Source organism: Streptomyces minutiscleroticus (genome assembly GCF_014650875.1).
In the GTDB taxonomy this organism is placed as follows: Bacteria; Actinomycetota; Actinomycetes; order Streptomycetales; family Streptomycetaceae; genus Streptomyces; species Streptomyces minutiscleroticus.
Genome location: NZ_BMVU01000011.1, coordinates 1 through 24,094 on the forward strand (window position 1 = coordinate 1; position 24,094 = coordinate 24,094).

Consider the following 24,094-nt stretch of genomic DNA (forward strand, 5'->3'; position numbering starts at 1 on the left):
GCGGCTTCCCGGGTTCGACCACCGCGCCCTCCGAGCGCGGGAAGAACTCGTACCAGGAGCCGAACAGCGCCCGCTCGCGCTCCACCAGCAGCGGCAGTGGCTCGGAGGAGGTCACCAGCTCCCGCAGCGGGTGCGCCGCGAGGGCGGCGTCCACGTCCGGCGTCAGGGCGCCGGCCAGCCGGGAGGCCAGCGGACGGGCCTCGTCGCGCAGGGCCGCCGCGGCGGCCAGCACCGCCGTCCGGCCCGCGCCCCGCGGCATCCCGGCCGCGGCACGCTCGTACAGCAGCGCACCCTCCTCCAGGATCACCTCGGTGTCGATGCCGGCCGGGACCTTGATGCGGGCGTGCCGCCGCCAGGTGGTGACCGGGTCGCTCCACGCCTCAACCGTGTAGGTCCAGTCGCCCGGGGCACCCGGGGTGACCCGGGCGCCCCAGCGGTCGCTGCCCGGGGCCAGCTCTCGCATCGGCGTCCACGGGCCCGTACGGCCCTCCGGGTCCCGCAGCACCACGTTCGCGGCGACGGCACCGTGGCCCTCGCCGAAAACGGTGGCGGTGACCTCGAACGTCTCGCCGGTCACCGCCTTCGCCGGGCGTCTGCCGCACTCGACGACCGGACGGACGTCCACGACGGGGACGCGGCCGACGGCCGGGTTTCGGTTCATGCGCTTCACCTCCGCCTGGTCGCCGGGCGCGGTCCGCGAAGCGGTCCGTGTGCTCGCCCGGCGCTGATGTGGTTACGTGGTCGCGGCGCCGGTCATCGACACCTGGCGCCCGTCGGACAGGACCGGCGCCCGGTCGGTCGCGGTCCCGTCGAGACCGGCCGCCGCCGTGCCGAGTCCCGCGGTGCCGAGCGCGGAGGCGCCGAAGGCGTGCGTGGCGCGTTCCTGGCCTCCGCCCTTGCCCGAGCGCTCCAGCAGGGGAGCGGCCGCGTCGCGCAGATAGTGCTCGGCGGCGTGGACGGCCTCCCGCGCGCACCGCTGGCCCATCAGCACGCACAAGGTGTAACCCGCGTCCTCGAACTTGCCTCGCACCGAGTGGTCCGCGGGCGTCGCGAGCAGCAGGCGTTCCCAGGCCCGGTACCGCTCCAGATGTCTGGCGACCTCGTCCTTGGCAGGCTGCAGCATGTCGCTGGTCACCTTTCTCTCGATTGCGCACGGGGTCACCGGGATGGTGTGTGGCAAGCCGTGCGCGGGAAGGCGCCGACCGATGCACGGTGAGCGCCTTCACTCATGGTGCATGCAACATCACGATGCGTCCTGTTGGGAGTTCAACAGAGTGACGGCGGCGGTGCCGAGCTGCTCGTGTTGCGCGTTCGGAGTACCGCTCCCACGCTGGGAGTGACTCAGAAGCGATCGGTGCTCGCGCTTCGTGTTCGGGGCCCGGCCCGTGAGGGCGAGGAGGAGCGAGAGCTTCGCCGGTGAGGAGCCAACCACGATGAAGACTGCTGCGCCCTGCTACTACCACCTCGACGTGGAGGTCGGCCGGGAACGGGTCGGACAGGTCGGGCGGATTCTGGCCGCCCATCTGCGCTACTGGAAACTGGACGTGCTCGTCGAGTCCGTCTGCCACTGCGTCGAAGCCCTGCTCCGCACGATCGACGAACACGCCACGGACAAGAACACGACGATCGAGATGTGGTGGAACGGGCAGCACCTCATCACAGGGGTGTCCGACAACGACGGGGACATCCGCCCGCACTCCGCGCCGCGCGGCTGCCTGGCGCAGATCGCCGCGGTGAGCGACGGCTGGGGCTGCTGCGCCACCGGCAAGGGTGGAAAGATCATCTGGTTCTCGCGGCGCGCGATCGCCGCCGAACGCGCCCCGCTGGTCCCGCCCACGCCCGCGCCGAGCCTGCGGGAGGCCCGCCGTGCACCGCGCGAGACCCTGGTGCCGGCGCTCGTCGGCACCGGCCGGGGCGGCTGCGGCGGCGGCACGGACCCGCTCGTGCCCGCGGCGGCCGCGCGGGCGGTGGCGCCGGCCGGCGGGCGGCCCCCGCGCGGAACACCGGTCCACCCGGCGACGGAGGTGTGACGCACCGCTGCGCACACCGGAGGAGACAGGCCCGGGCCGTACCCGCCGACGCGGACACGGCCCGGAGCACGTGCAACGGGGCCCGGCGATCCCCCGGCCGGTACGCGGGCCGGCTACTCGTCGACGGCCCGGGACATGCGCAGGGCGAGGTCCTGGAGGAGGTCGGCCGACGAGACGTCGGTCCGCCCGGCGTCGTGCAGGTCGGCGAGTTCGGAGAAGAGGAAGGCGAAGGCGCCGACGAGCGAGATCGTGGCGGGCATGTAGGCGTCCGCGACGGCCTGGCCCGCCTCCGCCGGGCCCGCGTCGGCGGGCACCTCGACGGTGGGGAACACCTCCGTCACGAGCTGACCGAGCTGGGACTCGCTGGGATCGATGGCGCTGTCGTCCTCGCTGATCCGGCGGACCATGGCGTTGGTCTCCGTCAGAACGCCGATGGCACGCAGGATGATCTCCGTCTGTTCCATGAGCGGAGCCTAGACGCAGGTCGGCACCGGTGGTGCCGTCCGGGTGCGGAAGATGTGTGCGGGACGTGGCGGCGTCCCGCCGTTCCCCGCCGTCTCCCGCCTCATCCGAAGGCGTTCCAGGCCGCGCCGCCGTTCACCGCCATGAGGACCGCCAGGACGGCCAGGTCCGCGATGCCGAGGAACAGGCCGAGCCTGGCGCGGAACGGGCGGGGCGTGCCCCGGCGCAGCGAGATCACGGCCAGCGCGATGGCGACGGGGCCGAGGACCAGGTTGAGGACGAGCAGTCCGACGAGCCCGAGCACGAAGGAGGCCACCGCCATGCCCTCCGTGTCCCGCCGGCCCGTGTTCCGGTTCGGTGGCGCGGTCAGCCGCATGGTCAGGCCGCCCCCCTCGTCCGGCGCCGGCGCCGCTCGCGCACGGTGAACACCGCGAGCCACGCGAGGATGGCCGCGCCGGCCACGAGGGTCACGGGCAGGGGGACGTAGGCGGCCGATCCGACGAGGACGGCCAGCAGGACGAGGGCCACGACAAGGAAGAGCACCGACTACCTCCGATCGTCCGCGGACGCGTACAGGGGTGGTATCCGCCGTTGCGAGCACATGGGCATCCGTGTTTCCCGCGGCGCCGAAGTCACGCCTGCGTCCACAGGCGCCGCACGTGACGATCCGGTGGGCGTCGCGGGGACGACCGGTGCGCCCGGACCGGCCAAGAGCGTTGCGGGTGAGCGGGTGAGCGGGTGAGCGGGTGTGCGGGAACGCGGAACGGCCGGCCGGGCACGAGGTGCCCGGCCGGCCGCGGGTGCGGTACGGACCCCGGAGGGGCCGCCGCCTCGGGGCGGCTCAGTCCGCCGGCTGGTCGGCCACCAGGGGCCGGGGGCCGGGACGCCGGCCGAACCGCTCGAGGGAGACCAGCCCGAGCAGCGCCACCAGGACCGCGACCACGGCGAGCGCGGCCGCAAGGCCCGCCGCCCAGCCGGGTGCGAGCCCGATGCCCAGGGCCTTGGCGAGCCCGGGGGAGCCGATCCGGTCGTGGGCGAGCCGGGCGGCGACCAGGGCGGTCGGCACCAGGAGGCTCACGACGAGGACCGGCAGCGTGCCGCGGACGAACAGGTCGGCCGCGAGCAGGACGCACAGGACCGACACGCCGACGGCGAAGCCGTAGGCGCTGAGCGACGCGCCGTCCCGGTGCAGCGGGAAGTGGGCCGCGCCGCACAGCACCAGCAGCACCGACGCGATCCACCGCGGCCAGGCCGGGGCGGCCTTGGCGCCCGCCGCCCGCTCGCCGCGCCCGTCGCGGGCGCGGCGCGCGGGACGCCGGTCGCGCTCCGCCCGGTCGCCGGTCCCGCGCCGTGCCTCCCCGCCCGGCGCGCCGCCGCCCGCGTGGGCCGGCTGCGACGCCTGCGGCACGTCCGCGGGCCGCCCGGTCGCCGACTGCAGCAGCTGCCGGCGCAGGTCCTCGTCGTAGGACATGCGGCCGATCAGCTGCACGAGGTCCTCGACGGGCCTGCTGGTGGCGGCGGCGCGCACCGCCTCCTGTGCGCAGTGCGGCTCCAGCTGCGCCTTGTGCAGCAGCGCCATCAGCTGGGTGACGTCCTCGATGGGACGGCACTCGGCCGCCGCGCGGATCGTCTCGTCGGCGCTGTCGGGACTCCGCGGCGGCCGGGTCAGCATGGCGACCAGCCGGGTCACGTCCTCCACCGAGCGGTCCAGGCCGACCGCACGCAGCGCGTCCACCGTGGCGCGCTCGTACTCCGGCGACTGTTCCAGCAGGGTGATGAGCTGGATGACCTCTTCCAGGGGACGGTCGGCGACGGCGGTGTGCACCAGGCCGGCGACCGGGGCGGTGTACGCGGCCGGGCCGTCGCCGCCCGCGTGCTCCGGCACGCCCCCGGGGCGCGGGCCCGGACCGGTACCGGTGGTCCTGGCCGCTCCGGCGGTCTTGGCGGTCCCGGCGGTGCCGGGGGAGACGGCGGAGTCGCCCGCCGCGCGCCGTGCGCCCGCGGCGCGGGGCCCGTCCGGGGTACGGGTCGTACCTCGGTCACGGGCCGCGCCGCCCGTCCTGTCCGCCGCCGGGGACGCCACGGGGGACGCCACCGGCATCGTGGACGTCGCGGACCGCGGCCCGTAGCCGCAGCCCGTCGCCGTGGGCGCGGACGGCCCGGCCTGGGAGGACGCCTGGGAGGACGTCCGGGGGGACGTCCCTCCGGCCGCCGCTGCCGGCGGCCGCTGCGGCGACGGGTCCTCCACCCGGCCGAAGGTGGGGTCGGGTCGTCGGTACGCGCCGCCCGGAGGCTCGAACGCGCCGTCCGGCGCCTGGTTCCCGGCCGGCTCGTACCCCGTCTCCGGTGCGCGCCCGACCCCCGGCGGTGTGCTGGGAGGGGGCGGCGTGGGCGCGGACATGACGGGTGCGCCCGTCGCGGGCGGGTTCACGGGGCGAGGGGGCAGGGAGGTGGAGGCCGGGGGCGTCTGGGACAGCGGTCGGCCTGTCTCCGTCGCGTTCTCGGAGGCTATACGGGCTCGGTCCGGGTCGGGAGAGAAGCGGGTTGTCATAGTCCGGCTCCATGCGAAAGGGTCGGCCGTGGTGCGCCCCCGTCGCGCACCACGGCATGGTTCGACCTTTCTAGGCGGCTCCCCCGCACTCCGCCACTCGGCCGTGACGCCGTCTCACTCCCCGCCGTCCACGGCGGGACGGCGCGTGGTCAGCAGCAGCGCCATGTCGTCCGGCCGGTCCTCGGCCTGCCGCGCCTCCTCCGTGAGCAGGTCCGCCGCGCGCGCGAGTGAGGACCTGCCCGGCTGCGGATGCACCGCTCCGACCTGCGACAGCGCGGTACGGAAGGCCTCGACGCCCTCGTCGATGTCGACGCCGGGCCGCTCGACGAACCCGTCCGTGTAGAGCGCGAGGACGGCGTCGGGCGCCAGCCGGAACTCCGTCACCGGATAGCGCGCGCCGGGGTCGACACCGAGCACCACGCCGCCGGGCAGGTCCAACACCTGGGTGCGTCCGTCGGGGTGACGCAGCAGCGGCTGCGGGTGTCCGGCCCGCGCCGCGAGGGCCCGTCCCGTGCCGGGGTCGAGGCGGACGTAGAGACAGCTGGCGAACTGCCCCGGGTCCAGGTCGATGAGCAGCTGGTTGGTGCCGCACAGCACCTTGTCCGGTGTGCGGTCGCCGAGCGCGAACGCCCTTACGGCGCTGCGCAGCTGACCCATGGTCGCCGCCGCCTGCACACCGTGCCCCTGGACGTCCCCGATGACGAGGGCCAGTCCGTCGCCGGTCTCGATCACGTCGTACCAGTCGCCGCCCACGTCCATGCCCTGCGTGCCCGGCAGGTACCGGCCGGCCGTCACCACCCGCGGATGCGTCGACAGGCGGTGCGGCAGCAGCGCCTCCTGCAGTCCGCGGGCCAGGGCGGCCTCGGTGTCGTAGCGCCGCGCCCGCTCCAGGGCCTGGGCGATCAGCCCGGCGAGCGCCGTCAGCACCGTGCGCTCCTCGGTGCCGAACCGGTGCGGGGTGTCGAAGCCGAGGATGCAGGAGCCCACCGGCCGGCCCGACGCGATCAGCGGCAGGAACGCCCGCGCGCCCACCTCGGCGTCCAGGGGCATGCCCGGGTACGCGGCGGCCAGCTGGTCCATCGACTCGAAGAACAGCGGGCGGCCGGTGGTCAGCGTCTCGACGCCGGGCAGCCGCGCGTCGAGCTCCACGCCCTCGAAGGGGGCGAGGAACCCCTTGGGGAAGCCGGTCTCCCAGGCCAGGTGCAGACGGCGCTCCTGGAGCAGGTAGATCGCCAGCCGCCGCCCGCCGAACGCCGGCAGCAGCTCCCGCATCACCACCGCCGAGACCTGATGCGCCGTCATGGCGTCGGTCAGCGCGACCGCGAGGACCACCGGGCGGTAGAGGGACGCCAGCGACGCGACGTCGGCCGCGGTGTCCCGGGCCGCAGCCGTCCCCCGGGTCGCCCACTCCGCGCCGGCCGGGCCCGGCGCGGTGGCGGCCGGATCCGCCTCCGGGCTGTCCACGACATGGCCCACGGGGACGACCTTGCAGGTCAGAGTGTCCTTTCCGGGGTAGATGGAGAGATTGAGCCAGTCGCCCTCGTGGCTCCTGGGCGCCGGCTGCGCGCCGTCGCCCGGCGGGCGACGCACCTGGAAGTGCGCCGGGTCGGGGGACAGCAGCGCACCGCGCAGATGGTCCTCGTACGCGGGCCGGTCCAGCCAGGGCACGGCCTGCCACAGCGGCCGTCCCAGCAGCTCCGCGCGGTCCCGGCCGAGCAGTTCGACGGCGCAGGCGTTGGCGTACGTGACGAGCCCCAGGCGGTCCAGCGTGAACACGCCCTCCGGCAGCGGGTCCGCGACCGCGTCGGCCCCGGGGTCGGGCCCGGGGTCGACGACCAGACCGCACACGGTCCGCGGCGGAGCCGCGTCCGCGTCCGGCTCCCCGGGCCGGGCGCGGGAGGCGTGCGCACCGGGAACGGGCTCCCCGGCGCCGGAGGCGGCGGGCCGCGCACCCGCGGTCCCCGGCACGGCGGGGGAGTCGGCCGCGGCGAGGGCGCAGACGGACGGCGCGCCGGAGGCGGCGGAACGGACGTCGCCGTGGACCGCGCCGCCGCCTTCCGGCGCACCACCGTCTTCCGGCGCGCCGCGGCCCGCCACCGCGCTGCCGTTGACCGCCGTACCACCGCCGGACGCTGTGCCGCCGTCAGCCGCCGCACCACGGCCGGGCGCCGCGCCGTGGCCGGGTGCCGTGCCGCTGCCCGCCGTCGTGCTGTCGCCGGACGGCGCACCGCTCCCGGGCGGTGCGTCGCCGCCGGGTGCCGTGCCGCCGGCCTCGGACGGTGCGCCTGCGTCCCCCTCCGGGGGCTCCCCGGGGTTCCGCAGCTCCACCAGGCGCAGCGTGCCGTCCCCGGCGCGCACCCGCAGGGGGTGGCGCGGCGGGTGGCCCGCGGACGCACGGCGCAGGGCCGACAGGAGCTGGTGCGCGTCGTCCGGCGCCACCGCCGAGGCCAGGGACTCCGGGGTCCCGGCGAACCGCCCGGGCGGGGTGCCGAGCAGCTCCCACAGGGTGTCGTCGCCGGTGATCCGGCCGCCCGCGGGGTCCCACGTGAACCGCCCGATCCGGGCCGGGGCGGGGCCGACGGACGGCGGGCGCAGGCACAGCGGCTCGTCGTCCCACAGGAGCGCGCGGTCCCCGTACGCCGTGGCGAGCTCCCGCAGGGCCGTGCCCAGGCGCCCGGCGGCCGCCGACAGCCGGTCGCGGTCCGGCAGCGCCTCCACGGTCCCGCAGAACTCCGGCCGCAGCACCGTCAGCACGCCGAAGACCTCGGTGCCCGCCGCCACCGGGACGTACAGCGAGCCGAACCGGAACGGCAGGCCGGCCACGAGCTGTGGATAGCGGCGCGTGCTCTCCTCGGGGTCGGCCAGCAGGATCTCCATGCCGAGCCGGTAGGCGTCGGCCACGGGGAAGGGCCGGTCCACGTGCAGCCGCCACCACGGCCGGAACAGCGGCCCGGGCAGCCCGGCGAGGACGGCGAGGCGCAGTTCCTCGGGGCTGCCCGACCGCATGTACACGCCCGCCGCGTAGCCGTCCGCCGCGCGGATCGCGTCCGCCACGGCCTCGGTCAGCGCCGTGGCCAGCCGGTCCGCCGCCCGGTCCTCGCGCTCCGCGCTCGCTGTCATGGGTGTGTCCTCGTCCGCGCGTCACCAGCTGGATGACACAGCAAGAATGCGCCCCTTCGCCCCGGGCCCGCACCCGGACGGTCCGGACCCGCCCCCGGGGTGTGCGAGCGGACGCTACTCCCCGCCGGGCGGGGAGCACGAGGCCCGCGTGCGGGGAAAATCGGCGGCGGTTCGGCCGCCGGGGTGAGACACCGGAGCGGGACGGGCCGCGGCGGCGGCCCACCGGCCGTCAGTGCGGCCTGTGCGCCCGGTAGAGCCACTGCCGCAGCAGCCGGCTCAGCCCCGGCATGATCAGGTACGTCAGCACGGGCACCAGGACGAGGGGGAACGTCGCCGCCCGCAGCGGCAGCGGCCAGGCGGCCGTCACGGGGGCCACCAGCCACTGGACGAGCAGGGCCATCGGGTAGACGCCGAGGAACGTGGTGAGCACCATCTTCCAGCGCGGCGGCGGCTGCACGGTGGTGCCGGGCAGGCTGAACCAGCTCTCCATGCCGGTCGTCGACTGCCGCTCCCGGCCGGCCTCCGAGGCGACGCCCTCGATCCGCGCGTGCCACTCGGCCCGCTCGGGGGAGTTCAGCCAGTCCTCCAGCCGCCGGGAGTCGCTGAAGCGGAGCACCGCGTGGTAGCGGTGCCCCTCCTCCGGGCGCAGCCAGGACACGCCCTCGTTCCCGGGGAAGCGGCGGACGCAGTCGGTGATCCCGCGGGTCCACTCCTCGAACTCGTCCTCCCTGCCGGGGCGCACGCGCCAGGTGAACACGCTGGTGATCGGTTCGGCCCGGGAGGTGTTCCTGGTGCTCATGTCCCTCACGTGTGCCTTGTCCGGGGCCGAACATGCCCCTCGGGCGGCACCGATTCGCCCCGCACCGGTTCGCGCGGGCGCCGGGTGGGCGCCGACACTGGAGGGACGACGACGTGAGGAGCCGGGCGGGCGCGTGCGGCGGGCGGGCGGCGGTGCGGCCTGTGGCGCTCGCCACCCACTGCCCCCCGGCCCCTCGGGGAAGGTGTCCCGCATGACGAAGCTCGGACTCCCCGACCACATCCAGGCCTGTCTCTTCGACCTCGACGGGGTGATCACCAAGACGGCCGTGGTGCACGCGGCCGCCTGGAAGGAGGCCTTCGACGAGTTCCTGCGCCGCAGGGAGGGGCCGGACTTCCGGCCGTTCGACCCGGTCGGCGACTACGACGCGTACGTGGACGGACTGCCGCGCGCCGACGGGGTGCGCTCCTTCCTCGCCTCGCGCGGCGTCGAACTGCCCGAGGGCGGCCCCGACGACCCGCCGGACCGGCAGACCGTCCAGGGCCTGGGCAACCGCAAGAACGAGCTGCTCCTGGAGAGGATCCGCAGCGGCGGCGTCGAGGCGTACGACGGGACGCTGCGCTACGTGGCGGCCGTGCGCGCCGCGGGGCTGCGCACGGCCGTGGTGTCGTCCAGCACCAACTGCCGCGACATCCTGCGCTCCGTCGACGCCGAGCACCTCTTCGACGTCCGGATCGACGGCGTCGTGGCCGCCGGGCGCGGGCTGCCGGGCAAACCGAGGCCCGACACCTTCCTGGCGGCGGCGCGGGACCTGGACCTGACGGCGGCGCACTCCGCGGTCTTCGAGGACGCGCTGGCCGGGATGGACGCCGGACGGGCGGGGCACTTCGGGTACGTCGTCGGCGTGGACCGCGTCGGCCAGGCGGACGCGCTGCGCGAGCACGGCGCCGACCGGGTCGTGAAGGACCTCGCGGAGCTGCTGGACGGAGGAGACCGGGCGTGATCACCCACACCTCGTACGCCGTGGAGCCCTGGACGCTGCGCGAGCACGAGCTGGACACCGGCCTCCTGCCGCAGAGCGAGTCGGTCTTCGCCCTGTCCAACGGCCACGTCGGCTGGCGCGGCAACCTCGACGAGGGCGAGCCGCACGGCCTGCCCGGCTCCTACCTCAACGGCGTGTACGAGACCCACCCGCTGCCCTACGCCGAGGCGGGCTACGGCTACCCGGAGTCCGGGCAGACCGTCATCGACGTCACCAACGGCAAGATCATCCGGCTGCTCGTGGACGACGAGCCCTTCGACCTGCGCTACGGGCGGGTACTGCGCCACGAGCGCGTCCTCGACCTGCGCGCGGGCGTGCTGCGGCGCAGCTGCGAGTGGGTGTCCCCGGCCGGCCGCACCGTCCGCGTGCGCTCCACGCGCCTGGTCTCCTTCACCCAGCGGGCGATCGCCGCCGTCGCCTACGAGGTGGAGGCCGTGGACGCCCCGGTCCGCGTCGTCGTGCAGTCGGAGCTGGTGGCCAACGAGCAGCTGCCGACGGCCTCCGGCGACCCGCGCACGGCCGCCGTGCTCCAGTCGCCGCTCGCCGCCGAGGAGCATCACGCGCAGGGGCCGCGGCTGCGCCTGGTGCACCGCACCCGCACCAGCGGCCTGCGCGTCGGCGTGGCCGCCGACCACGTCGTCGACGGTCCCGAGCCGACCCGGACGAGCAGCGAGAGCGGCGACGACGTCGCCCGGTTCACCGTCACCTCGCTGCTGCGGCCCGGCGAGCGGCTGCGGGTGGAGAAGTCCGTCGCCCACGGCTGGTCGGGCGTGCGGTCGCTGCCCGCCGTCGGCGACCAGGTGGAGGCCGCGCTCGCGGCCGCCGCGAGCGTCGGCTGGCAGGGGCTCGTCGACGAGCAGAGGGAGTACCTGGACGACTTCTGGGCGCGCGCGGACGTCGAGGTCGACGGCGACGAGCAGATCCAGCAGGCGGTCCGCTTCGCGCTGTTCCACGTGCTGCAGGCCGGGGCCAGGGCGGAGCGGCGCGCCATCCCGGCCAAGGGCCTGACCGGCTCGGGCTACGACGGCCACGCCTTCTGGGACACGGAGATGTTCGTCCTGCCGCTGCTGACGTACACCGCGCCCGACGCGGTCGCCGAGGCGCTGCGCTGGCGGCAGGCGACGCTGCCGGCCGCGCGGGAGCGGGCCGCGCAACTGGGCCTGGCGGGCGCCGCGTTCCCCTGGCGCACCATCGAGGGCAAGGAGGGGTCGGCGTACTGGCCCGCGGGCACCGCCGCCTTCCACGTCAACGCCGGCATCGCCGACGCCGTGGTGCGCTACTGCGCCGCGACCGGCGACACCGGCTTCGAGCGGGACACCGGCGTGGAGCTGCTGGCGGAGACGGCCCGGCTGTGGCGGTCGCTGGGACACCACGACTCCCACGGCGCGTTCCACATCGACGGGGTGACCGGCCCCGACGAGTACAGCGCGATCGCCAACGACAACACGTACACCAACCTGATGGCCCGGGCGAACCTGCTGGCCGCCGCGGACGCCGCCGAGCGCCACCGCGACCGGGCCGCCGAGCTGGGCGTCGACGAGGAGGAGAGCGCCGGCTGGCGGGACGCGGCCGAGGCCATGCACGTCCCGTACAACAAGGAGCTGGGCGTGCACGAGCAGCACGCGGGCTTCACCCGCCTCCAGCGCTGGGACTTCGCCGCCACGCGCCCCGACCAGTACCCGCTGCTGCTGCACTTCCCCTACTTCGACCTCTACCGCAAGCAGGTGGTGAAACAGGCCGACCTGGTGCTGGCCCTGTACACGTGCTCCGGCTTCTTCGACGAGGAGCACATGGAGCGCGACTTCGCCTACTACGAGCCGCTCACCGTGCGCGACTCCTCGCTGTCGGCGTGCGCCCAGGCCGTGGTCGCCGCCCGCACCGGCCATCTCAACCTCGCCTACGACTACCTCGTCGAGGCGGCCCTGATGGACCTGGAGGACCTGGAGGACAACACCCGCGACGGACTGCACATCGCCTCCCTGGCCGGGACGTGGACCGCGCTGGTCGCGGGCTTCGGCGGGATGCGGCAGACCGGCGAGGGGCTGGAGTTCACGCCCCGGCTGCCGGAGAAGCTGCGCCGGCTCGCCTTCTGCCTGCGGGTGCGGGGCCGCTGCCTGCGCGTGGAGCTGCGCGCGACCGCCGTCACGTACACGCTGCTGTCCGGGGAGCCGCTGACCGTCCGCCACTACGGCGAGCCGCTCGCCCTGGCCGCCGGCGAGCCCCGCAGCCGCGAGGTGCCCCGGACCGGGCCGCGCCAGACCCCGGACCAGCCGCCGCACCGCAGGCCGAACGCCCGGGGCTGACGCGGAGCCGCACCGTCCACGTGTGCCGTGCGCAAGCGGGGGAATCCGGCGTCCGGGAGGCGGATATGAAGGCGAGTGCGGTGACGAGAAGCGGTGGGGCGCAGGTGCGCAGGGCGGCCCGGGGCCCGGCGGTCGAGTACGCGGCGCGGGCGGGGTTCACCGCGCGCGGAGTGATCTACCTGCTGGTGGGTCTGCTGGCGCTGCAGATCGCCTTCGGCGACGGTGAGCACGAGGCCGACCGGGGCGGGGCCCTGGCCGAGATCAGCGAGCAGCCCTTCGGGGCGGTCCTGCTGTGGGCCCTGGGCATCGGCCTGGTCGGCATGGCGCTGTGGCGGCTGTCCGAGGTCGCCTTCGGCGCGGTCGGCGAGGACGGCCGCAGCGCCAAGAAGCGGCTGCTGTCGGCGGTGCGCTGCGTCTTCTACGGCTTCATGGCCTACTCCGTGCTGACCTTCGCCGCGGGCGAGGGCGGCGGCAGCAACTCCAGCGACCAGCAGTCGAAGGACGTGACGGCGCGGGTCCTGGAGCTGCCGGCCGGGCAGTGGCTGGTGGGCGCGGCCGGCGTCGGCGTCGCGATCGCGGGCCTGTGGATCGGCTACCGGGCCGCCACGCGCGCGTTCCACAAGAAGATGAAGCTCACCGCCATGTCGCGGCGGGCGCGCCGGGTCGTCGACGTGACCGGGGTGGCGGGCGGCGTGGCCCGCGGGCTGGTCTTCGCGGTGGCGGGCGTGTTCGCGGTCCGCGCGGCGGTGGACTACCGACCCGACCGGGCCAAGGGGCTGGACGACACCCTGCGCTCCCTCGCCGGGACGCCGCTGGGGCCCTGGCTGCTGGTGGTGGTCGCGGTGGGCCTGGTCCTGTTCGGCGTGTTCTCGTTCGCGATGGCCAGGTGGCGCAAGGTGTGAGGGCCCACCGCACCCTCCGGGCACGGCGGCGGGGACCGTGGGGCCCGGGCGGGACGGCCACGACCGTCCCGCCCGGGCCCTTTCCCACGCCGGGGAAGGGTCCTTCGGGGCGGAGGGGGCGGGTGTGCCGGGGCGGGTGACCGGGGTAGACGGGACGAAGGGCGCCGCGCGGTGATCCGCCGGGAGTGGCAGAGTCGCGTACGGGGGCGGTCCCGATCGCCCCACCGCACCCATGCGCAGGTATGCGAAGGCAGGAGCAGCGACGATGCAGTACGTGAAGCTCGGTTCGACGGGTCTGGACGTCTCCCGGATCTGTCTGGGCTGCATGAGCTACGGCGTTCCCGACCGGGGACCCCACGAGTGGACCCTCGACGAGGAGGCCGCGCGCCCCTTCGTCAAGCAGGCGCTCGACGCGGGCATCACCTTCTTCGACACGGCGAACGTCTACTCCGACGGCACCAGCGAGGAGATCGTCGGCAGGGCCCTGGCCGACTTCGCCCGCCGCGAGGACGTCGTCCTCGCCACCAAGGTCCACGGCCGGATGCGCCCCGGCCCCAACGGCGCGGGCCTGTCCCGCAAGGCGATCATGACCGAGATCGACAACAGCCTGCGGCGCCTCGGCACCGACTACGTCGACCTCTACCAGATCCACCGCTGGGACCCCGCCACACCGGTCGAGGAGACCATGGAGGCCCTCCACGACGTGGTCAAGGCGGGCAAGGCGCGCTACATCGGCGCCAGTTCGATGTACGCCTGGCAGTTCTCCAAGGCCCAGTACACGGCGCAGGCGCACGGCTGGACGCGCTTCGTCTCGATGCAGAACCACTACAACCTGCTCTACCGCGAGGAGGAGCGGGAGATGCTGCCGCTCTGCGCCGACCAGGGCGTCGGCGTGCTGCCGTGGAGCCCGCTGGCCCGCGGCCGCCTCGCCCGCGACTGGGACGCGACCAGCGCCCGCAGCGAGACCGACGAGTTCGGCAAGACGCTCTACCAGGAGGGCGACCGCGAGATCGTCGAGGCCGTGACCCGGATCGCGGCCGAGCGCGGCGTGCCGCGCGCCCAGGTGGCCCTGGCCTGGCTGCTGCACCAGGACACGGTGAGCGCGCCCATCGTCGGCGCCACCAGGCCCCGGCACCTGGACGACGCGGTCGCCGCCGTCGACCTGGAGCTCACCGACGAGGAGATCGAGCAGCTGGAGCGGCCGTACACGCCGCGGGGGATCAAGGGCCACTGAGCGCCCGCGGGCACTCGCCGGAAGACGGTCCGGCCCCGCTCCCGCCCCGGAGACCGGGGCGGGAGCGGGGCCGGGGGCACCGGGGCGGAGCGTCCGGGGACGCTCCGCCTCCGCCCGGTGTCAGCCGTGGGTCTTCGCGAGCAGCTCCAGGACCTCGGCGGTGGTGCCGCACTCGCCCATCTTCGGGAAGATCCGCTCGACGCTGTTGCGGTGGGCGTCCGCGTCGAGGTCGGTCATCGCGTCGGTGACCAGGGTGAGGTGGTAGCCGTGCTCCTGGGCGGAGCGGGCGGTGGACTCCACGCCGATGGCGGTGGCGATGCCGCCCAGCACGATCTGGGTGACGCCGCGCCGGCGCAGCTGGAGGTCGAGGTCGGTGCCGTAGAAGGCGCCCCAGTTGCGCTTGGTGACGACGATGTCCTCCGGGTGGCCGGACAGCTCGGGGACGATCTCGTCCCAGCCGGCCGGGCGCGCGGCGCCCGCTCCGGCCCGCCGGGAGGCGTCGGTGCGGGTGGACACGGCGTCGGCGCCGTCGGGCGCGAACGTCACCCGGACCAGGACGACGGGCAGGTTCCGGGCCCGGAAGGCGTCGGCCAGCTCGACCGAGCGGGCCAGCACGTCCCGGGAGGGGATCGGGGCGCCGGGCGCGCCGAGGATGCCCTTCTGCAGGTCGACGAGGACGAGCGCGGTGCGGGTGTCGAGTGCGGTGAGTGCCATGGCGGCTGCTGCCTTTCGTGCGGTGGGGGGATGGGGTGAGGGGGAGTGGTACGGGGGCGGACCGGTGAGGGGACGGTCCGCGGTTCAGGACCCGGCCCGCTCGCGCGGCGGGGCGGACGGGCCGCCGCCCGCCGCCGTCCGGCCGATGCGGCGCAGTGAGGGGTCCGCGAGGGTGACGGCGAGGAAGAGGACCGCGACGACCAGCAGGAACCCCGCGAGGTGGTGCAGGCCGGCGGTGGTCGCACCGTCCCCGAAGGAGGCGGCGTCGGCGGCGGACGCGACCAGCGCGCCGAGGTAGGTGCAGGTGCGCAGCAGCCCGGCCGAGGAGCCCATCCGGGCGGGATCGGCCTGGGCGTGGAGGGCGTTCTGGTTGGCAAGCCCGTTGAGCCCCTGGGGCGCGCCCGCCACCGCCCCGACGGCGGCCAGCAGCAGGACGGGACTGGAGGAGTCCGCCAGCAGCAGGGCGGCGCAGGCGGCGATCTGCACCAGGCCGCCGACCACGAGCTTGCCCCGCACCCGGGCGCGCCGGCCGGTGACCGCCGTGACGGCGATCGCGGCCGCCGACAGCGGCAGCATCACCAGACCCGCCTGCGAGGCGCTCAGGCCGCGGCCCTCCTCCACCCACTGCGTGAAGCCGTACAGGAACGCGTACGAGGTGACGTAGGCGAGGAGCTGGCGCGCGTAGGTCGCCAGCAGCGGCGCGTTGCCGGCGAGCACCCGCAGGTCGACGAAGGGCCCGGGCGTGCGCACCTCCCGTACGGCGAAGCCCGCGCCCGCCACCGCCGCGACGAGCGGCAGGTACCAGCGGGAGGCCCGCGGGTCCATCAGGAAGAGCATGAACGCGGTGAGCGTGGCCGCGAACAGGACCATGCCCGGCACGTCCACCCGCCGCCCGCTCTCCTCCCGCCGTCCGTCCGCCTCCCGCACCCGGGTCGCGGAGCGCGGCAGCCGCAGGGTGCCGAGGACGAGGCAGGCCAGGGAGAGCGGCACGTTGACCGCGAAGATCAGGTGCCAGCCGCCCGCGCCGACGAGGAGCCCGCCCAGGGGCGGGCCGATCACCGAGACGACCTGATTGCTGACGGACAGGACGGCCAGCACGCCGCTCGGGCTTTTCAGGCCCGTGCGCTCGGACTCCGCGCGCAGCAGGAACATCGACGCCGGGTACGCCGCCGACGTGCCGAAGCCGAGCAGGACCCGGGAGAGGATCAGCGTGCCCAGGTCCGGGGCCAGGGTGCCGAGGAGCCCGGCGGCGCCGACCAGGGACGTGCCCAGCAGGTACAGGCGGCGCGGGCCGAACAGGTCGACCAGCCGGCCGATCACGGGCTGGCCCACCGCCGTGGCCAGGTACAGCCCGGTCACCAGCCACGCCGTGCGCGAGGGCGGCGCGTCGAAGGCCCGGCCGATCGGGATCAGCGCCACCGCCAGCATCGAGGAGTTGACGGGGTTCAGGATCGAGCCCAGGACCATCGGGGCGAGCAGCCTGCGGTCGAAGCCGGCCGCCCGGTCCGCGCGCCGCGGGGCGCCGAGCCGCTGTGCCGCCCTCGTCATATCCCCGCCACGTCGTCCAGCAGTGCCATCACCTCGACGACGGCCCGCAGCTGCGCCTCGTCGCAGCGCTCCCGCAGCGCGCCGGCCAGCCACTCCTGGCGGGCCCTGCGCTCGCCCCGGTGGCGTTCGAGGCCCCGCTCGGTCAGGGTGACCAGCTGCCGCCGCCCGTCGGAGGGGTCGGGGTGGCGCTCGACGAGCCCGGCGGCCTCCAGCGCCGCGACGGTCTTGGCCGCGGACTGCGGGCGCACCCGCTCGGCCGCCGCCAGGTCGCTGGTCGACGCGGGGCCGCTCTTGCCCAGCCGGGCCAGGACGGACGCCTGGGACGGGGTGAGGTCGCCGGCCACGGCCACCTCCAGCAGCCGCCGGCGCAGCCGGCCGAAGGTCACACGGGTGTCGTGCGCCGCGCGGGCCGCCAGCCCGGCGACGTCGTCCTTCTCCTCGTCCACGGCGCCACCGTAGACCTTCAGCCCGGGCTGTTCAGTTCCAGGTGCACAGTCTTGGCTGTCTTTTTGGACAGTCTTGAAGATCCGGACGCGCCGGGGCGGGACCCGTGCCGGCGGGAACCGGCGGCCTCAGCGGCGCTGTGCCCTGGCCCCGCCCTCCGGCTCCGGCACCGGCGCGCCCAGCGGCCGGGCCAGCCCCATGACGCCCTCGTCGAGGCGCTGCAGATGGCGCAGCACGCGGCGGGTGATGCTGCCCGACGACGCGTGCGGGCCGCCCGTCTCCAGCAGGGACGCGATGCTCGGACCGGTCTCCAGCGTGCTGTCGGCGGTCCGCTCGGGCGCACTGCCGGCGGACTTCCCCGGCGCGCCGCCCGCGGACTGCTCCAGCACGTGGGCGCTGAGGACCCCGATGTTGTGGCAGATGCGCCGGCCCGCCGCCTTCAGCCGCGGGTCGGCCACCACCGACCGGCTGTCGGGCAGCAGCTCGGCCGTCGCGGCCAGGGCCCGCGCGTGGTACGCGCAGGTCTCCAGCAGCGCGACCACGTACCGGGCCGTCTGCCGGCGCGCCCGCAGCGGGGTGATCGGGTGGGTCAGCGGCTGGGTGGAGGCGCGCAGGTCCTCCAGCGCGGTGTCCAGGTCGCGCGCCCTGTCCAGCAGGTCGGCCGGCGGCCCGCCGCTGAGCAGGTCGACCGCGGCCGAGGTGACGTCGCCGAGCCGCTCCAGGACCGTGGCGAGCAGTTCGTCGGTGCGGCGGTCGGTGTGCACCGGCAGGACCAGGGCCGCGGCGATGATCCCGCAGACGGCGCCGAGCGCCGTCTCCTCGATGCGCAGGATCAGCACCGAGGCGCTGTAGGTGTGCAGCAGCGTGTAGAGCAGCCCCAGCATCGCCGTCACGAAGAAGGACATCAGGGCGTACGACAGGGGGGCGGTGTAGAACATCGCGAAGACGAACAGCAGGATGAGCGCGAACGCCGTCCAGGTGTGGTGGCCCACCAGCCCGGCCAGGACGACACCGGCCACGACGCCGACCACCGTCCCGATCAGCCGGCGGTAGCCCTTGACCAGGATCTCGCCGGTCGAGGAGGTGTTGATGAAGACGACCCAGCAGGTCAGCACCGCCCAGTACCAGCGCTGGCTGGACAGGAACTCGCCGCCCACGATGGCCAGCGCCGAGCCCACCGACACCTGGAGCGCGGCGCGCGTGGTGGGCCGCCGCAGCCCGGTGGCGTCGCCGGGCTCCTTCTCGCTCTCCTCCCCGGCGGCGATGGAGGCGTCCTCGGCCTCGATCTCCTCGCGGGAGCGGGCGGTCGCCGGGGTGTCGTCCGACTCGTCCTGCGGCCCGTCGAGCGCGATCCGCAGCCCCAGGACGGCGCGCCCGGCCTCGCCGATGCCGCGGAAGACGTCCTGCACGGCCGACGAGGCCTGCGGCAGGTTCTCCTCCTCGCGGTAGCCGAGCAGCCGGTTGCGCAGATGGGCCAGCGCGCTGCCCCGGCTCCGCCCGAGGGGGCGCTCCACGAGCAGCCGCAGCGAGCTGAGGTCGCGGCGCAGCCTCTCCGTGGTGGTGTCGCGGGGGCGCAGCCGGTCGCCGGGCGCGGGCAGCGGCGCGTTCGGCAGGTGCAGGGTGAGGGTGTCGGCGCGCTCGGCGCTGCGCGCGTTCAGCAGGAGCAGGGTGAGCCGTTCGGCGGCGATCTCGGCCTCGGCGATGCGGCGCTGGAGCATCGCGGCCGTGGCGCCGTCGCGGGTGCCCTCCTCCAGGCGGCCCTGGATCATCATGGCGCTCTCGTGCAGCCGGGCGGTGTGGCGCCGGATGTCGTCGAGGGCCTTGTCCAGGGAGTCGTTGTCGGCGTCCAGCAGCTCGATCTGCGCCGCCACCAGCTGCGCGAGCCGCGCCCTGAACGCCTCCCGCAGCCGCAGCAGCACCCGCTCGGGCGTGTCCGGCACGAGCACGAAGCGGGTCACCGCGCTGCACGCGAACGCCAGCGCCAGCGTCCCGCACAGACCCGGCAGGGCGGCGGGGGCCGCCTGGACGAACAGCGAGGCGAAGTAGACCTGGAAGCCGATCAGGCCCAGCGAGGTCCCCCGGTCGCCGAACCGGCGGCTGTAGACCGCCACGAAGATCAGCGCGAGGAAGAACAGGTCACCGGCGACCACGTGCTCGTTCAGCAGCGCCGCCAGCGACACCGAGGCCAGCGCCGTCGGCAGGCCGAGGGCGAGCGTGACGGCCTGGGCGCGCCGCTCCTTCTCCCGGATCGAGAAGGTGGCGACCATCGCGCCCATGGCGCCGATCACCATGTGGGGCACGTCGGCGCCCAGCAGGGACAGCATCAGCAGGACCAGCACGATGGAGCCCACGACGCGTACTCCGGCCATCAGCCGCAGCAGCCCGGGGTCCGACGCCGCGAACCGGTCCCAGACCCCTCTCACCCGGTCCCGGACCACGGTCACGATCCGCTCCCGGATCCCCGCCCGGTCCGGCCGTGTGCCTGTCGTCACGCCGCTGCACGCTCCCCTTCTCGATCATGGTCCGTTTCTCCAGCATGGCACGATCCGCGGCACAACCGGCGGTACGTCCACGGGACGGCCGGGGGACGGGACACGAGCGGCGCCCCGGGAACGGGAAGCGGGCGGCGGGCCGCACGGATGTGCAGCCCGCCGCCCGAAGTGACGCTTCAGGTCAAGTCGGCCCCGTGGGGCAGCCGATGAAGGTCGGGAGCACTCCTCGTAAGCATCAGGGACCGGAGGCCCTCCATGACCGAGATCCTGCTGGCGCTCGCCTACCCCGTCGTCGTGTCCGCCTCGGGGATCGCCGGCGGCGCCCACTGCCTGTGGCGCAGACACCGCGCCCGCCGGGGCCACCACGACCCGCACGTCTACCCGGGCAGCGCGCGCCACCACGCCGACCTGGCGGCCCGCACCGCCCGGGACGAGGCGGTCGTGCGGCACGCGGGCCGCATCGTCGCGGCCGAACTCGGCCGCGTCGGCGACCTCTACGAGACGCCGGACGCGCGGTCCGCCGGGCGCACGGCCTGAGACGGTCCGTCCGCCCGGCGGGCCTCGTCCGGCGCTACCGGCGGTGGACGCGCACGCAGTCGAGGAGCGCGGTGGCCCCGGCCGTGTCCGGGGAGACCGGGCCGGTCCTCGGGGCGTCCTCCTTGGGCAGCGTCCAGGAGGGAAGCGACCGGGGCTGCCCCGCCGGGTGGAGGAGGACCGCAGGTCGATCGAGGCGGTGACCGGACCGGACCGGACGCGGCACGGCAGATGTCGTACGGCTGCGATGCCGGCGGCGTGGGACCGCGCCGGGGCCGCGGGGCAGGCCGGCAGGGCCCGCCGGAAGCGGTGACCCGGGGTCCCGCGAAACTTTCGAGAACCGCCCGGCCCGTGCCCTCCGGAACGCCCGGGTCGCTCGGTCGCCCGGACCGCCCGCCCGGCGCTGCCGGGTCCGTCCGCCGGCGCCGCTCGGGCCCCGTTCCTCCGGCGTCGCCGGGCTCCTGTCCTCCGCTGCCGCCACCGGACCCGTCCTCCCGGTGCCGCCCTCCCCGCGCCGCCGGTTCACGCCTTCCGGTGCTTCGCGGGCGGTGCCGTGCTCTGCCGTACGACCAGATGCGTGGCCAGTTCCATGCGCAGGGAGGAGCGGCCCCGGCCGTCCGGCCGCAGCAGCATGCGCACCGCCTCCTCGGCCATCTGCCGCAGCGGCTGGCGTACGGTCGTCAGGGCGGGGCTCGACCACTGGGCGGGCGGCACGTCGTCGTAGCCGACCACCGACAGGTCGCGCGGCACGCTCAGTCCCTTGAGGCGGGCGGCCTCCAGGACGCCGAGCGCCTGCAGGTCGCTGCCCGCGAAGATCGCGGTGGGCCGGTCGGGCCCGTCGAGCAGTTCCATGGCGTGCGCGAAGCCGCCCTGGACGTGGAAGTCGCCGTAGCGGACCAGGCGCGGGTCGACCTCGAGGCCGGAGGTCGCCATGGCGGAGCGGAAGCCGTCGAGCCGGGCCAGCGAGCACATCATGTCCTCGGGCCCGGTGATGATCGCGATGCGTTCGTGCCCGCACTCGATCAGATGGCGCGTGGCGGCCATCCCGCCCGCCCAGTTGGCCGAACCCACGGAGGGCACGTCCGGTTCGGGGTCGCCGGCCGGGTCGATGATGACGAACGGTATGGCGCGCGACCTGAGTTGCTTCTTCACCTTGTCCGGCAGGGTGGAGAAGACGAGCACCACGCCGAGCGGGCGGCGCCGCAGCACGCCCTCCACCCAGTCCGCGCCGGGCGCGTGCCGGGTGCCGCTCTCGGTGAGGACCACGGCGGCCCCGTGCTCCTTCGCGACGTTCTCGACGCCGCGGATCAGCTCCATCGCCCAGACGCTCTCCAGCTCGTGGAAGACCAGCTCCACGAGCGGGGCCTGGGGGGCGCCCTGGGCGCGGCGGCGGTAGCCGTGGGTCTCCAGCAGGCCCTCGACCTTGGCGCGGGTCGGCGGGGAGACGTCCGAGCGTCCGTTGAGGACTTTCGAAACAGTCGAGAGGGAGACACCGGCTTGCGTGGCCACCTCGGCCAGCGTCACCCGGCCCGCCGTATCGTCGTCTTCGCGCATGGTGCGAAGGATAGGACACGGATGGCCTGTAACGGTTTGGTCGCGCACATGCACGCCCGTTGACCCTTTGACAGAACGCCCCCTACTGTCCGGGTCGGCAGCGACTTTCGGCAAGGAAGCCGAAACTTTCGAGAGGGCAGACAATGACGACACGTGTGCGCAGGACCCGCATACCGGCCGCAGGGGTGGCGCTCGCCCTGACGCTGACCCTGGCGGCCTGCGGCGGCGGAAGCGGCGGCGGGTCCTCGGACGACGGCAAGATCCACGTCCTGGTCTACGGCGACGCCACCAACAAGGTCGAGCAGCAGCTCGTCGCCGAGTTCAACAAGACCTCGAAGGTGAAGGCGGTCCTGGACACCATCCCGGGCGCCGACTACCAGCAGAAGCTGCAGACCATCATCAGCACCCCGCAGGCCCCCGACGTCTTCTTCAACTGGGGCGGCGGCAGCATCAAGCCGTTCGTCGAGGCCGACCTGCTGATGCCGCTCGACGACTTCATCAAGGACGACCCGCAGCTCAAGTCGGAGTTCCTGCCCTCGGTGTTCAACACGGCGGTCGTCGACGACAAGCCGTACGGCGTCCCGATGCGCGGCACGCAGCCGGTCCTGCTGTTCCACAACAAGAAGGTCCTCGACGAGGCCGGGGTGGAGCCGCCGAAGACCTGGAACGAGCTGCTCGACGCGGTGAAGGCCCTCAAGGCGAAGGGCGTCACCCCGATCGCGCTCGGCGGCGGCGACATGTGGACGTCCATGATGTGGTTCGAGTACCTCTACGACCGCGTCGCCGGGCCCGAGCTGTTCCAGAAGGCCCTCGACGGCGACAAGTCCGCCTGGGAGAGCGCCGACAGCAAGAAGGCGCTGGGCATGCTGAAGGAACTCGTCGACGCCGGGGCGTTCGGCGACAGCTTCGACTCGGTGAAGTTCACCAACGGCGGCTCGCCCGCCCTCGTCGCGGGCGACAAGGCCGGCTTCGAGCTGATGGGCTCCTGGTACTACTCCACGCAGCAGGACGCCGACAAGGAGTTCGTCGAGAAGGACCTCGGCTACACCGCCTTCCCCACCGTCGAGGGCGGCAAGGGCGACCCGGGCAACCTGGTCGGCAACACCAACAACTTCTACTCGGTGCTGAAGAAGACGCAGCACCCCGAGGCCGTCGCCGACTTCCTCAAGCTCATGTACTCCGACAGCTTCGTGAAGAAGCAGATGTCCATCGGCAACCTGCCCACCACGACGAACACCGAGAAGTTCCTGGACACCTCGGCCAACCCGGAGTACTCGCGCTACCAGTTCGACCTGGTGAAGAAGGCGCCCTCCTTCCAGCTCTCCTGGGACCAGGCGTACCCGCCGGCCGCCATGACGCCGATCTACCAGGCCGTCCAGCAGTTCCTCAACGGACAGAGCGACGCGGACGGCTTCATCAAGGCCATGCAGGCCCTGCCGACCTCCTGAGCGCACCATGACCACACAGACCACGACGGCCGCGCCACCCGCCGCGGCCACCGGGAAGGACCGTGCGCACGCCACCGCGCACGGCACCGGGGTGGGGCGCCCGGGCTTCGGCTGGGCGCTCCCCGCCACGGTGTTCTTCGCCCTCTTCGCGATCGCCCCGCTGATCATGGTTGCGGTGCTGTCGTTCACCCGCTGGGGCGGGCTCGGCTCGCCCGAGTTCGTCGGCCTCGACAACTGGAGCCGGATCTTCGGCGACCCCGTCATGATCAAGAGCATCTGGCTCAGCCTGCTGCTCACCGCGCTCGGCGTGGCGATCCAGACGCCGCTGAGCATCCTGCTCGGCGTGTGGGCCGCCGGGTACCAGCGCAACCGCGCGGTGCTCTCGGCGATCTACTTCGTCCCGCTGCTGCTGTCGTCCACCGCCGTGTCCGTCCTGTGGCGGGCGCTGCTGGACCCCAACTTCGGTGTGCCTGCCGAGCTGACCTGGCTCTTCGGGGACGGCAACCTCTTCGGCAAGCAGGCGACCGCGATCGGTGTGCTCGCCTTCGTGAGCACCTGGCAGTTCACACCGTTCCACACGCTCATCTACCAGGGCGCGGCCCGCGCGATCCCGAACGTGCTCTACCAGGCGGCGGAGATCGACGGCGCCGGACGCTACCGGCAGTTCTTCCACATCACCCTGCCGCAGCTGCGCAACGCGATCATCACCTCGACGATCCTGATGGTCGTGGGCGGCCTCACCACCTTCGAGACCGTCCTGATCCTGACGCAGGGCGGCCCCGGCACGGACACCACGATCAGCGCCTACTACATGTACCAGAAGGCATTCAAGGGCTTCGACTTCGGCGCGGGCTCGGCCATCGCGCTCGTCCTCGTCGTCGCCGCGACGATCATCTCGCTGATCATGGTGCGCCTCTCGGGCTACGACAAGATGCGCAGCTCCATGGAAGGCCTGTGAC

At 74.5% G+C, this 24,094-nt stretch carries 21 protein-coding genes; 8 read left to right on the forward strand and 13 right to left on the reverse strand.

From position 1 onward, the window contains the following. Positions 1 to 661 (reverse strand): maltotransferase domain-containing protein (locus IE271_RS13995; RefSeq protein WP_190190609.1); only part of this gene is annotated, 661 nt, incomplete at its 3' end. A gap of 72 nt (positions 662 to 733) precedes the next feature. Beyond that, positions 734 to 1,123, reverse strand: coding sequence for a DUF5133 domain-containing protein (locus tag IE271_RS43955; protein ID WP_190190610.1), 390 nt, complete (start codon positions 1,121 to 1,123; stop codon positions 734 to 736). 310 nt (positions 1,124 to 1,433) lie between these two features. Between IE271_RS43955 and IE271_RS14005 the strand changes: the two genes are divergently transcribed. After that, positions 1,434 to 2,030 (forward strand): pep a2, encoded by a 597-nt coding sequence (locus IE271_RS14005; protein WP_229919319.1) that lies wholly within the window; start codon positions 1,434 to 1,436, stop codon positions 2,028 to 2,030. A gap of 113 nt (positions 2,031 to 2,143) precedes the next feature. On the opposite strand, the gene IE271_RS14010 is transcribed toward IE271_RS14005, so the two are convergent. From IE271_RS14010 to IE271_RS14035, 6 genes are all read right to left on the reverse strand, one after another. Continuing rightward, a complete protein-coding gene (locus IE271_RS14010) occupies positions 2,144 to 2,494 on the reverse strand; it encodes a hypothetical protein (RefSeq protein WP_190190611.1) in 351 nt (116 codons plus the stop codon). 101 nt (positions 2,495 to 2,595) lie between these two features. Then, on the reverse strand, positions 2,596 to 2,868 hold the full coding sequence (locus tag IE271_RS14015; RefSeq protein ID WP_190190612.1) for a DUF4190 domain-containing protein: 273 nt from the start codon (positions 2,866 to 2,868) through the stop codon (positions 2,596 to 2,598). 2 nt (positions 2,869 to 2,870) lie between these two features. Further along, positions 2,871 to 3,035: a hypothetical protein gene (locus tag IE271_RS14020; RefSeq protein WP_190190613.1), complete on the reverse strand. Its 165-nt coding sequence runs from the start codon at positions 3,033 to 3,035 to the stop codon at positions 2,871 to 2,873. Between the two features lie 298 nt (positions 3,036 to 3,333). Then, complete coding sequence (locus IE271_RS14025) at positions 3,334 to 4,575, reverse strand: hypothetical protein (RefSeq protein ID WP_229919320.1); 1,242 nt, start codon at positions 4,573 to 4,575, stop codon at positions 3,334 to 3,336. Between the two features lie 582 nt (positions 4,576 to 5,157). Continuing rightward, the gene (locus IE271_RS14030; protein WP_229919321.1) at positions 5,158 to 8,163 is read right to left on the reverse strand and encodes a SpoIIE family protein phosphatase; all 3,006 of its coding nucleotides are present in this window, start codon (positions 8,161 to 8,163) and stop codon (positions 5,158 to 5,160) included. A 229-nt stretch (positions 8,164 to 8,392) separates the two neighbouring features. Continuing rightward, on the reverse strand, positions 8,393 to 8,962 hold the full coding sequence (locus IE271_RS14035) for an antibiotic biosynthesis monooxygenase (RefSeq protein ID WP_190190615.1): 570 nt from the start codon (positions 8,960 to 8,962) through the stop codon (positions 8,393 to 8,395). Positions 8,963 to 9,173: 211 nt separating this feature from the next. On the opposite strand from IE271_RS14035, the gene IE271_RS14040 reads away from it, so the two are divergent. The 4 genes from IE271_RS14040 to IE271_RS14055 all read left to right on the forward strand — a co-directional run bounded on the left by IE271_RS14040 (position 9,174) and on the right by IE271_RS14055 (position 14,401). After that, on the forward strand, positions 9,174 to 9,923 hold the full coding sequence (locus IE271_RS14040) for an HAD family hydrolase (RefSeq protein WP_190190616.1): 750 nt from the start codon (positions 9,174 to 9,176) through the stop codon (positions 9,921 to 9,923). After that, a complete protein-coding gene (locus IE271_RS14045; protein ID WP_190190617.1) occupies positions 9,920 to 12,265 on the forward strand; it encodes a glycoside hydrolase family 65 protein in 2,346 nt (781 codons plus the stop codon). Before IE271_RS14040 ends, IE271_RS14045 begins: the two co-directional genes overlap by 4 nt. A gap of 65 nt (positions 12,266 to 12,330) precedes the next feature. After that, positions 12,331 to 13,167, forward strand: a complete 837-nt coding sequence (locus IE271_RS14050) for a DUF1206 domain-containing protein (protein WP_190190618.1) — start codon at positions 12,331 to 12,333, stop codon at positions 13,165 to 13,167. Positions 13,168 to 13,432: 265 nt separating this feature from the next. After that, positions 13,433 to 14,401, forward strand: a complete 969-nt coding sequence (locus IE271_RS14055) for an aldo/keto reductase (RefSeq protein WP_190190619.1) — start codon at positions 13,433 to 13,435, stop codon at positions 14,399 to 14,401. Between the two features lie 120 nt (positions 14,402 to 14,521). Here the strand turns inward: IE271_RS14055 and IE271_RS14060 are convergent, their stop codons facing one another. From IE271_RS14060 to IE271_RS14075, 4 genes are all read right to left on the reverse strand, one after another. Next, positions 14,522 to 15,115 carry a hydrolase gene (locus IE271_RS14060; protein WP_190190620.1) on the reverse strand — a complete coding sequence of 198 codons (594 nt, stop codon included), beginning with the start codon at positions 15,113 to 15,115 and terminating at the stop codon, positions 14,522 to 14,524. 84 nt (positions 15,116 to 15,199) lie between these two features. After that, the gene (locus tag IE271_RS14065; protein WP_229919322.1) at positions 15,200 to 16,663 is read right to left on the reverse strand and encodes an MFS transporter; all 1,464 of its coding nucleotides are present in this window, start codon (positions 16,661 to 16,663) and stop codon (positions 15,200 to 15,202) included. Beyond that, entirely contained in the window at positions 16,660 to 17,109 is a 450-nt protein-coding gene (locus IE271_RS14070; protein WP_190190621.1) for a MarR family winged helix-turn-helix transcriptional regulator, read from the reverse strand. Before IE271_RS14070 ends, IE271_RS14065 begins: the two co-directional genes overlap by 4 nt. A 126-nt stretch (positions 17,110 to 17,235) precedes the next feature. After that, on the reverse strand, positions 17,236 to 19,476 hold the full coding sequence (locus IE271_RS14075; protein ID WP_190190733.1) for an FUSC family protein: 2,241 nt from the start codon (positions 19,474 to 19,476) through the stop codon (positions 17,236 to 17,238). 378 nt (positions 19,477 to 19,854) lie between these two features. Here IE271_RS14075 and IE271_RS14080 point away from each other — a divergent pair, with 378 nt between their 5' ends. Further along, positions 19,855 to 20,136, forward strand: a complete 282-nt coding sequence (locus IE271_RS14080) for a hypothetical protein (protein ID WP_190190622.1) — start codon at positions 19,855 to 19,857, stop codon at positions 20,134 to 20,136. Positions 20,137 to 20,655: 519 nt separating this feature from the next. Here the strand turns inward: IE271_RS14080 and IE271_RS14085 are convergent. Further along, entirely contained in the window at positions 20,656 to 21,687 is a 1,032-nt protein-coding gene (locus tag IE271_RS14085; protein ID WP_190190623.1) for a LacI family DNA-binding transcriptional regulator, read from the reverse strand. A gap of 143 nt (positions 21,688 to 21,830) precedes the next feature. Here IE271_RS14085 and IE271_RS14090 point away from each other — a divergent pair, with 143 nt between their 5' ends. Continuing rightward, entirely contained in the window at positions 21,831 to 23,135 is a 1,305-nt protein-coding gene (locus tag IE271_RS14090) for an ABC transporter substrate-binding protein (protein WP_190190624.1), read from the forward strand. A 7-nt stretch (positions 23,136 to 23,142) separates the two neighbouring features. Continuing rightward, positions 23,143 to 24,093: a carbohydrate ABC transporter permease gene (locus IE271_RS14095; RefSeq protein ID WP_190190625.1), complete on the forward strand. Its 951-nt coding sequence runs from the start codon at positions 23,143 to 23,145 to the stop codon at positions 24,091 to 24,093. Position 24,094 lies beyond the last annotated feature (1 nt).

Coding starts and splice junctions, on each gene's coding strand:
- IE271_RS14015 (WP_190190612.1), bottom strand. CDS start 2,868: ATGCGGCTGACCGCGCCACCGAACCGGAACACGGGCCGGCGGGACACG.
- IE271_RS14085 (WP_190190623.1), bottom strand. CDS start 21,687: ATGCGCGAAGACGACGATACGGCGGGCCGGGTGACGCTGGCCGAGGTG.
- IE271_RS14040 (WP_190190616.1), top strand. CDS start 9,174: ATGACGAAGCTCGGACTCCCCGACCACATCCAGGCCTGTCTCTTCGAC.
- IE271_RS14090 (WP_190190624.1), top strand. CDS start 21,831: ATGACGACACGTGTGCGCAGGACCCGCATACCGGCCGCAGGGGTGGCG.
- IE271_RS14095 (WP_190190625.1), top strand. CDS start 23,143: ATGACCACACAGACCACGACGGCCGCGCCACCCGCCGCGGCCACCGGG.
- IE271_RS14035 (WP_190190615.1), bottom strand. CDS start 8,962: ATGAGCACCAGGAACACCTCCCGGGCCGAACCGATCACCAGCGTGTTC.
- IE271_RS14010 (WP_190190611.1), bottom strand. CDS start 2,494: ATGGAACAGACGGAGATCATCCTGCGTGCCATCGGCGTTCTGACGGAG.
- IE271_RS14065 (WP_229919322.1), bottom strand. CDS start 16,663: ATGACGAGGGCGGCACAGCGGCTCGGCGCCCCGCGGCGCGCGGACCGG.
- IE271_RS14060 (WP_190190620.1), bottom strand. CDS start 15,115: ATGGCACTCACCGCACTCGACACCCGCACCGCGCTCGTCCTCGTCGAC.
- IE271_RS14075 (WP_190190733.1), bottom strand. CDS start 19,476: ATGGCCGGAGTACGCGTCGTGGGCTCCATCGTGCTGGTCCTGCTGATG.
- IE271_RS14055 (WP_190190619.1), top strand. CDS start 13,433: ATGCAGTACGTGAAGCTCGGTTCGACGGGTCTGGACGTCTCCCGGATC.
- IE271_RS14050 (WP_190190618.1), top strand. CDS start 12,331: ATGAAGGCGAGTGCGGTGACGAGAAGCGGTGGGGCGCAGGTGCGCAGG.
- IE271_RS14030 (WP_229919321.1), bottom strand. CDS start 8,163: ATGACAGCGAGCGCGGAGCGCGAGGACCGGGCGGCGGACCGGCTGGCC.
- IE271_RS14005 (WP_229919319.1), top strand. CDS start 1,434: ATGAAGACTGCTGCGCCCTGCTACTACCACCTCGACGTGGAGGTCGGC.
- IE271_RS43955 (WP_190190610.1), bottom strand. CDS start 1,123: ATGCTGCAGCCTGCCAAGGACGAGGTCGCCAGACATCTGGAGCGGTAC.
- IE271_RS14080 (WP_190190622.1), top strand. CDS start 19,855: ATGACCGAGATCCTGCTGGCGCTCGCCTACCCCGTCGTCGTGTCCGCC.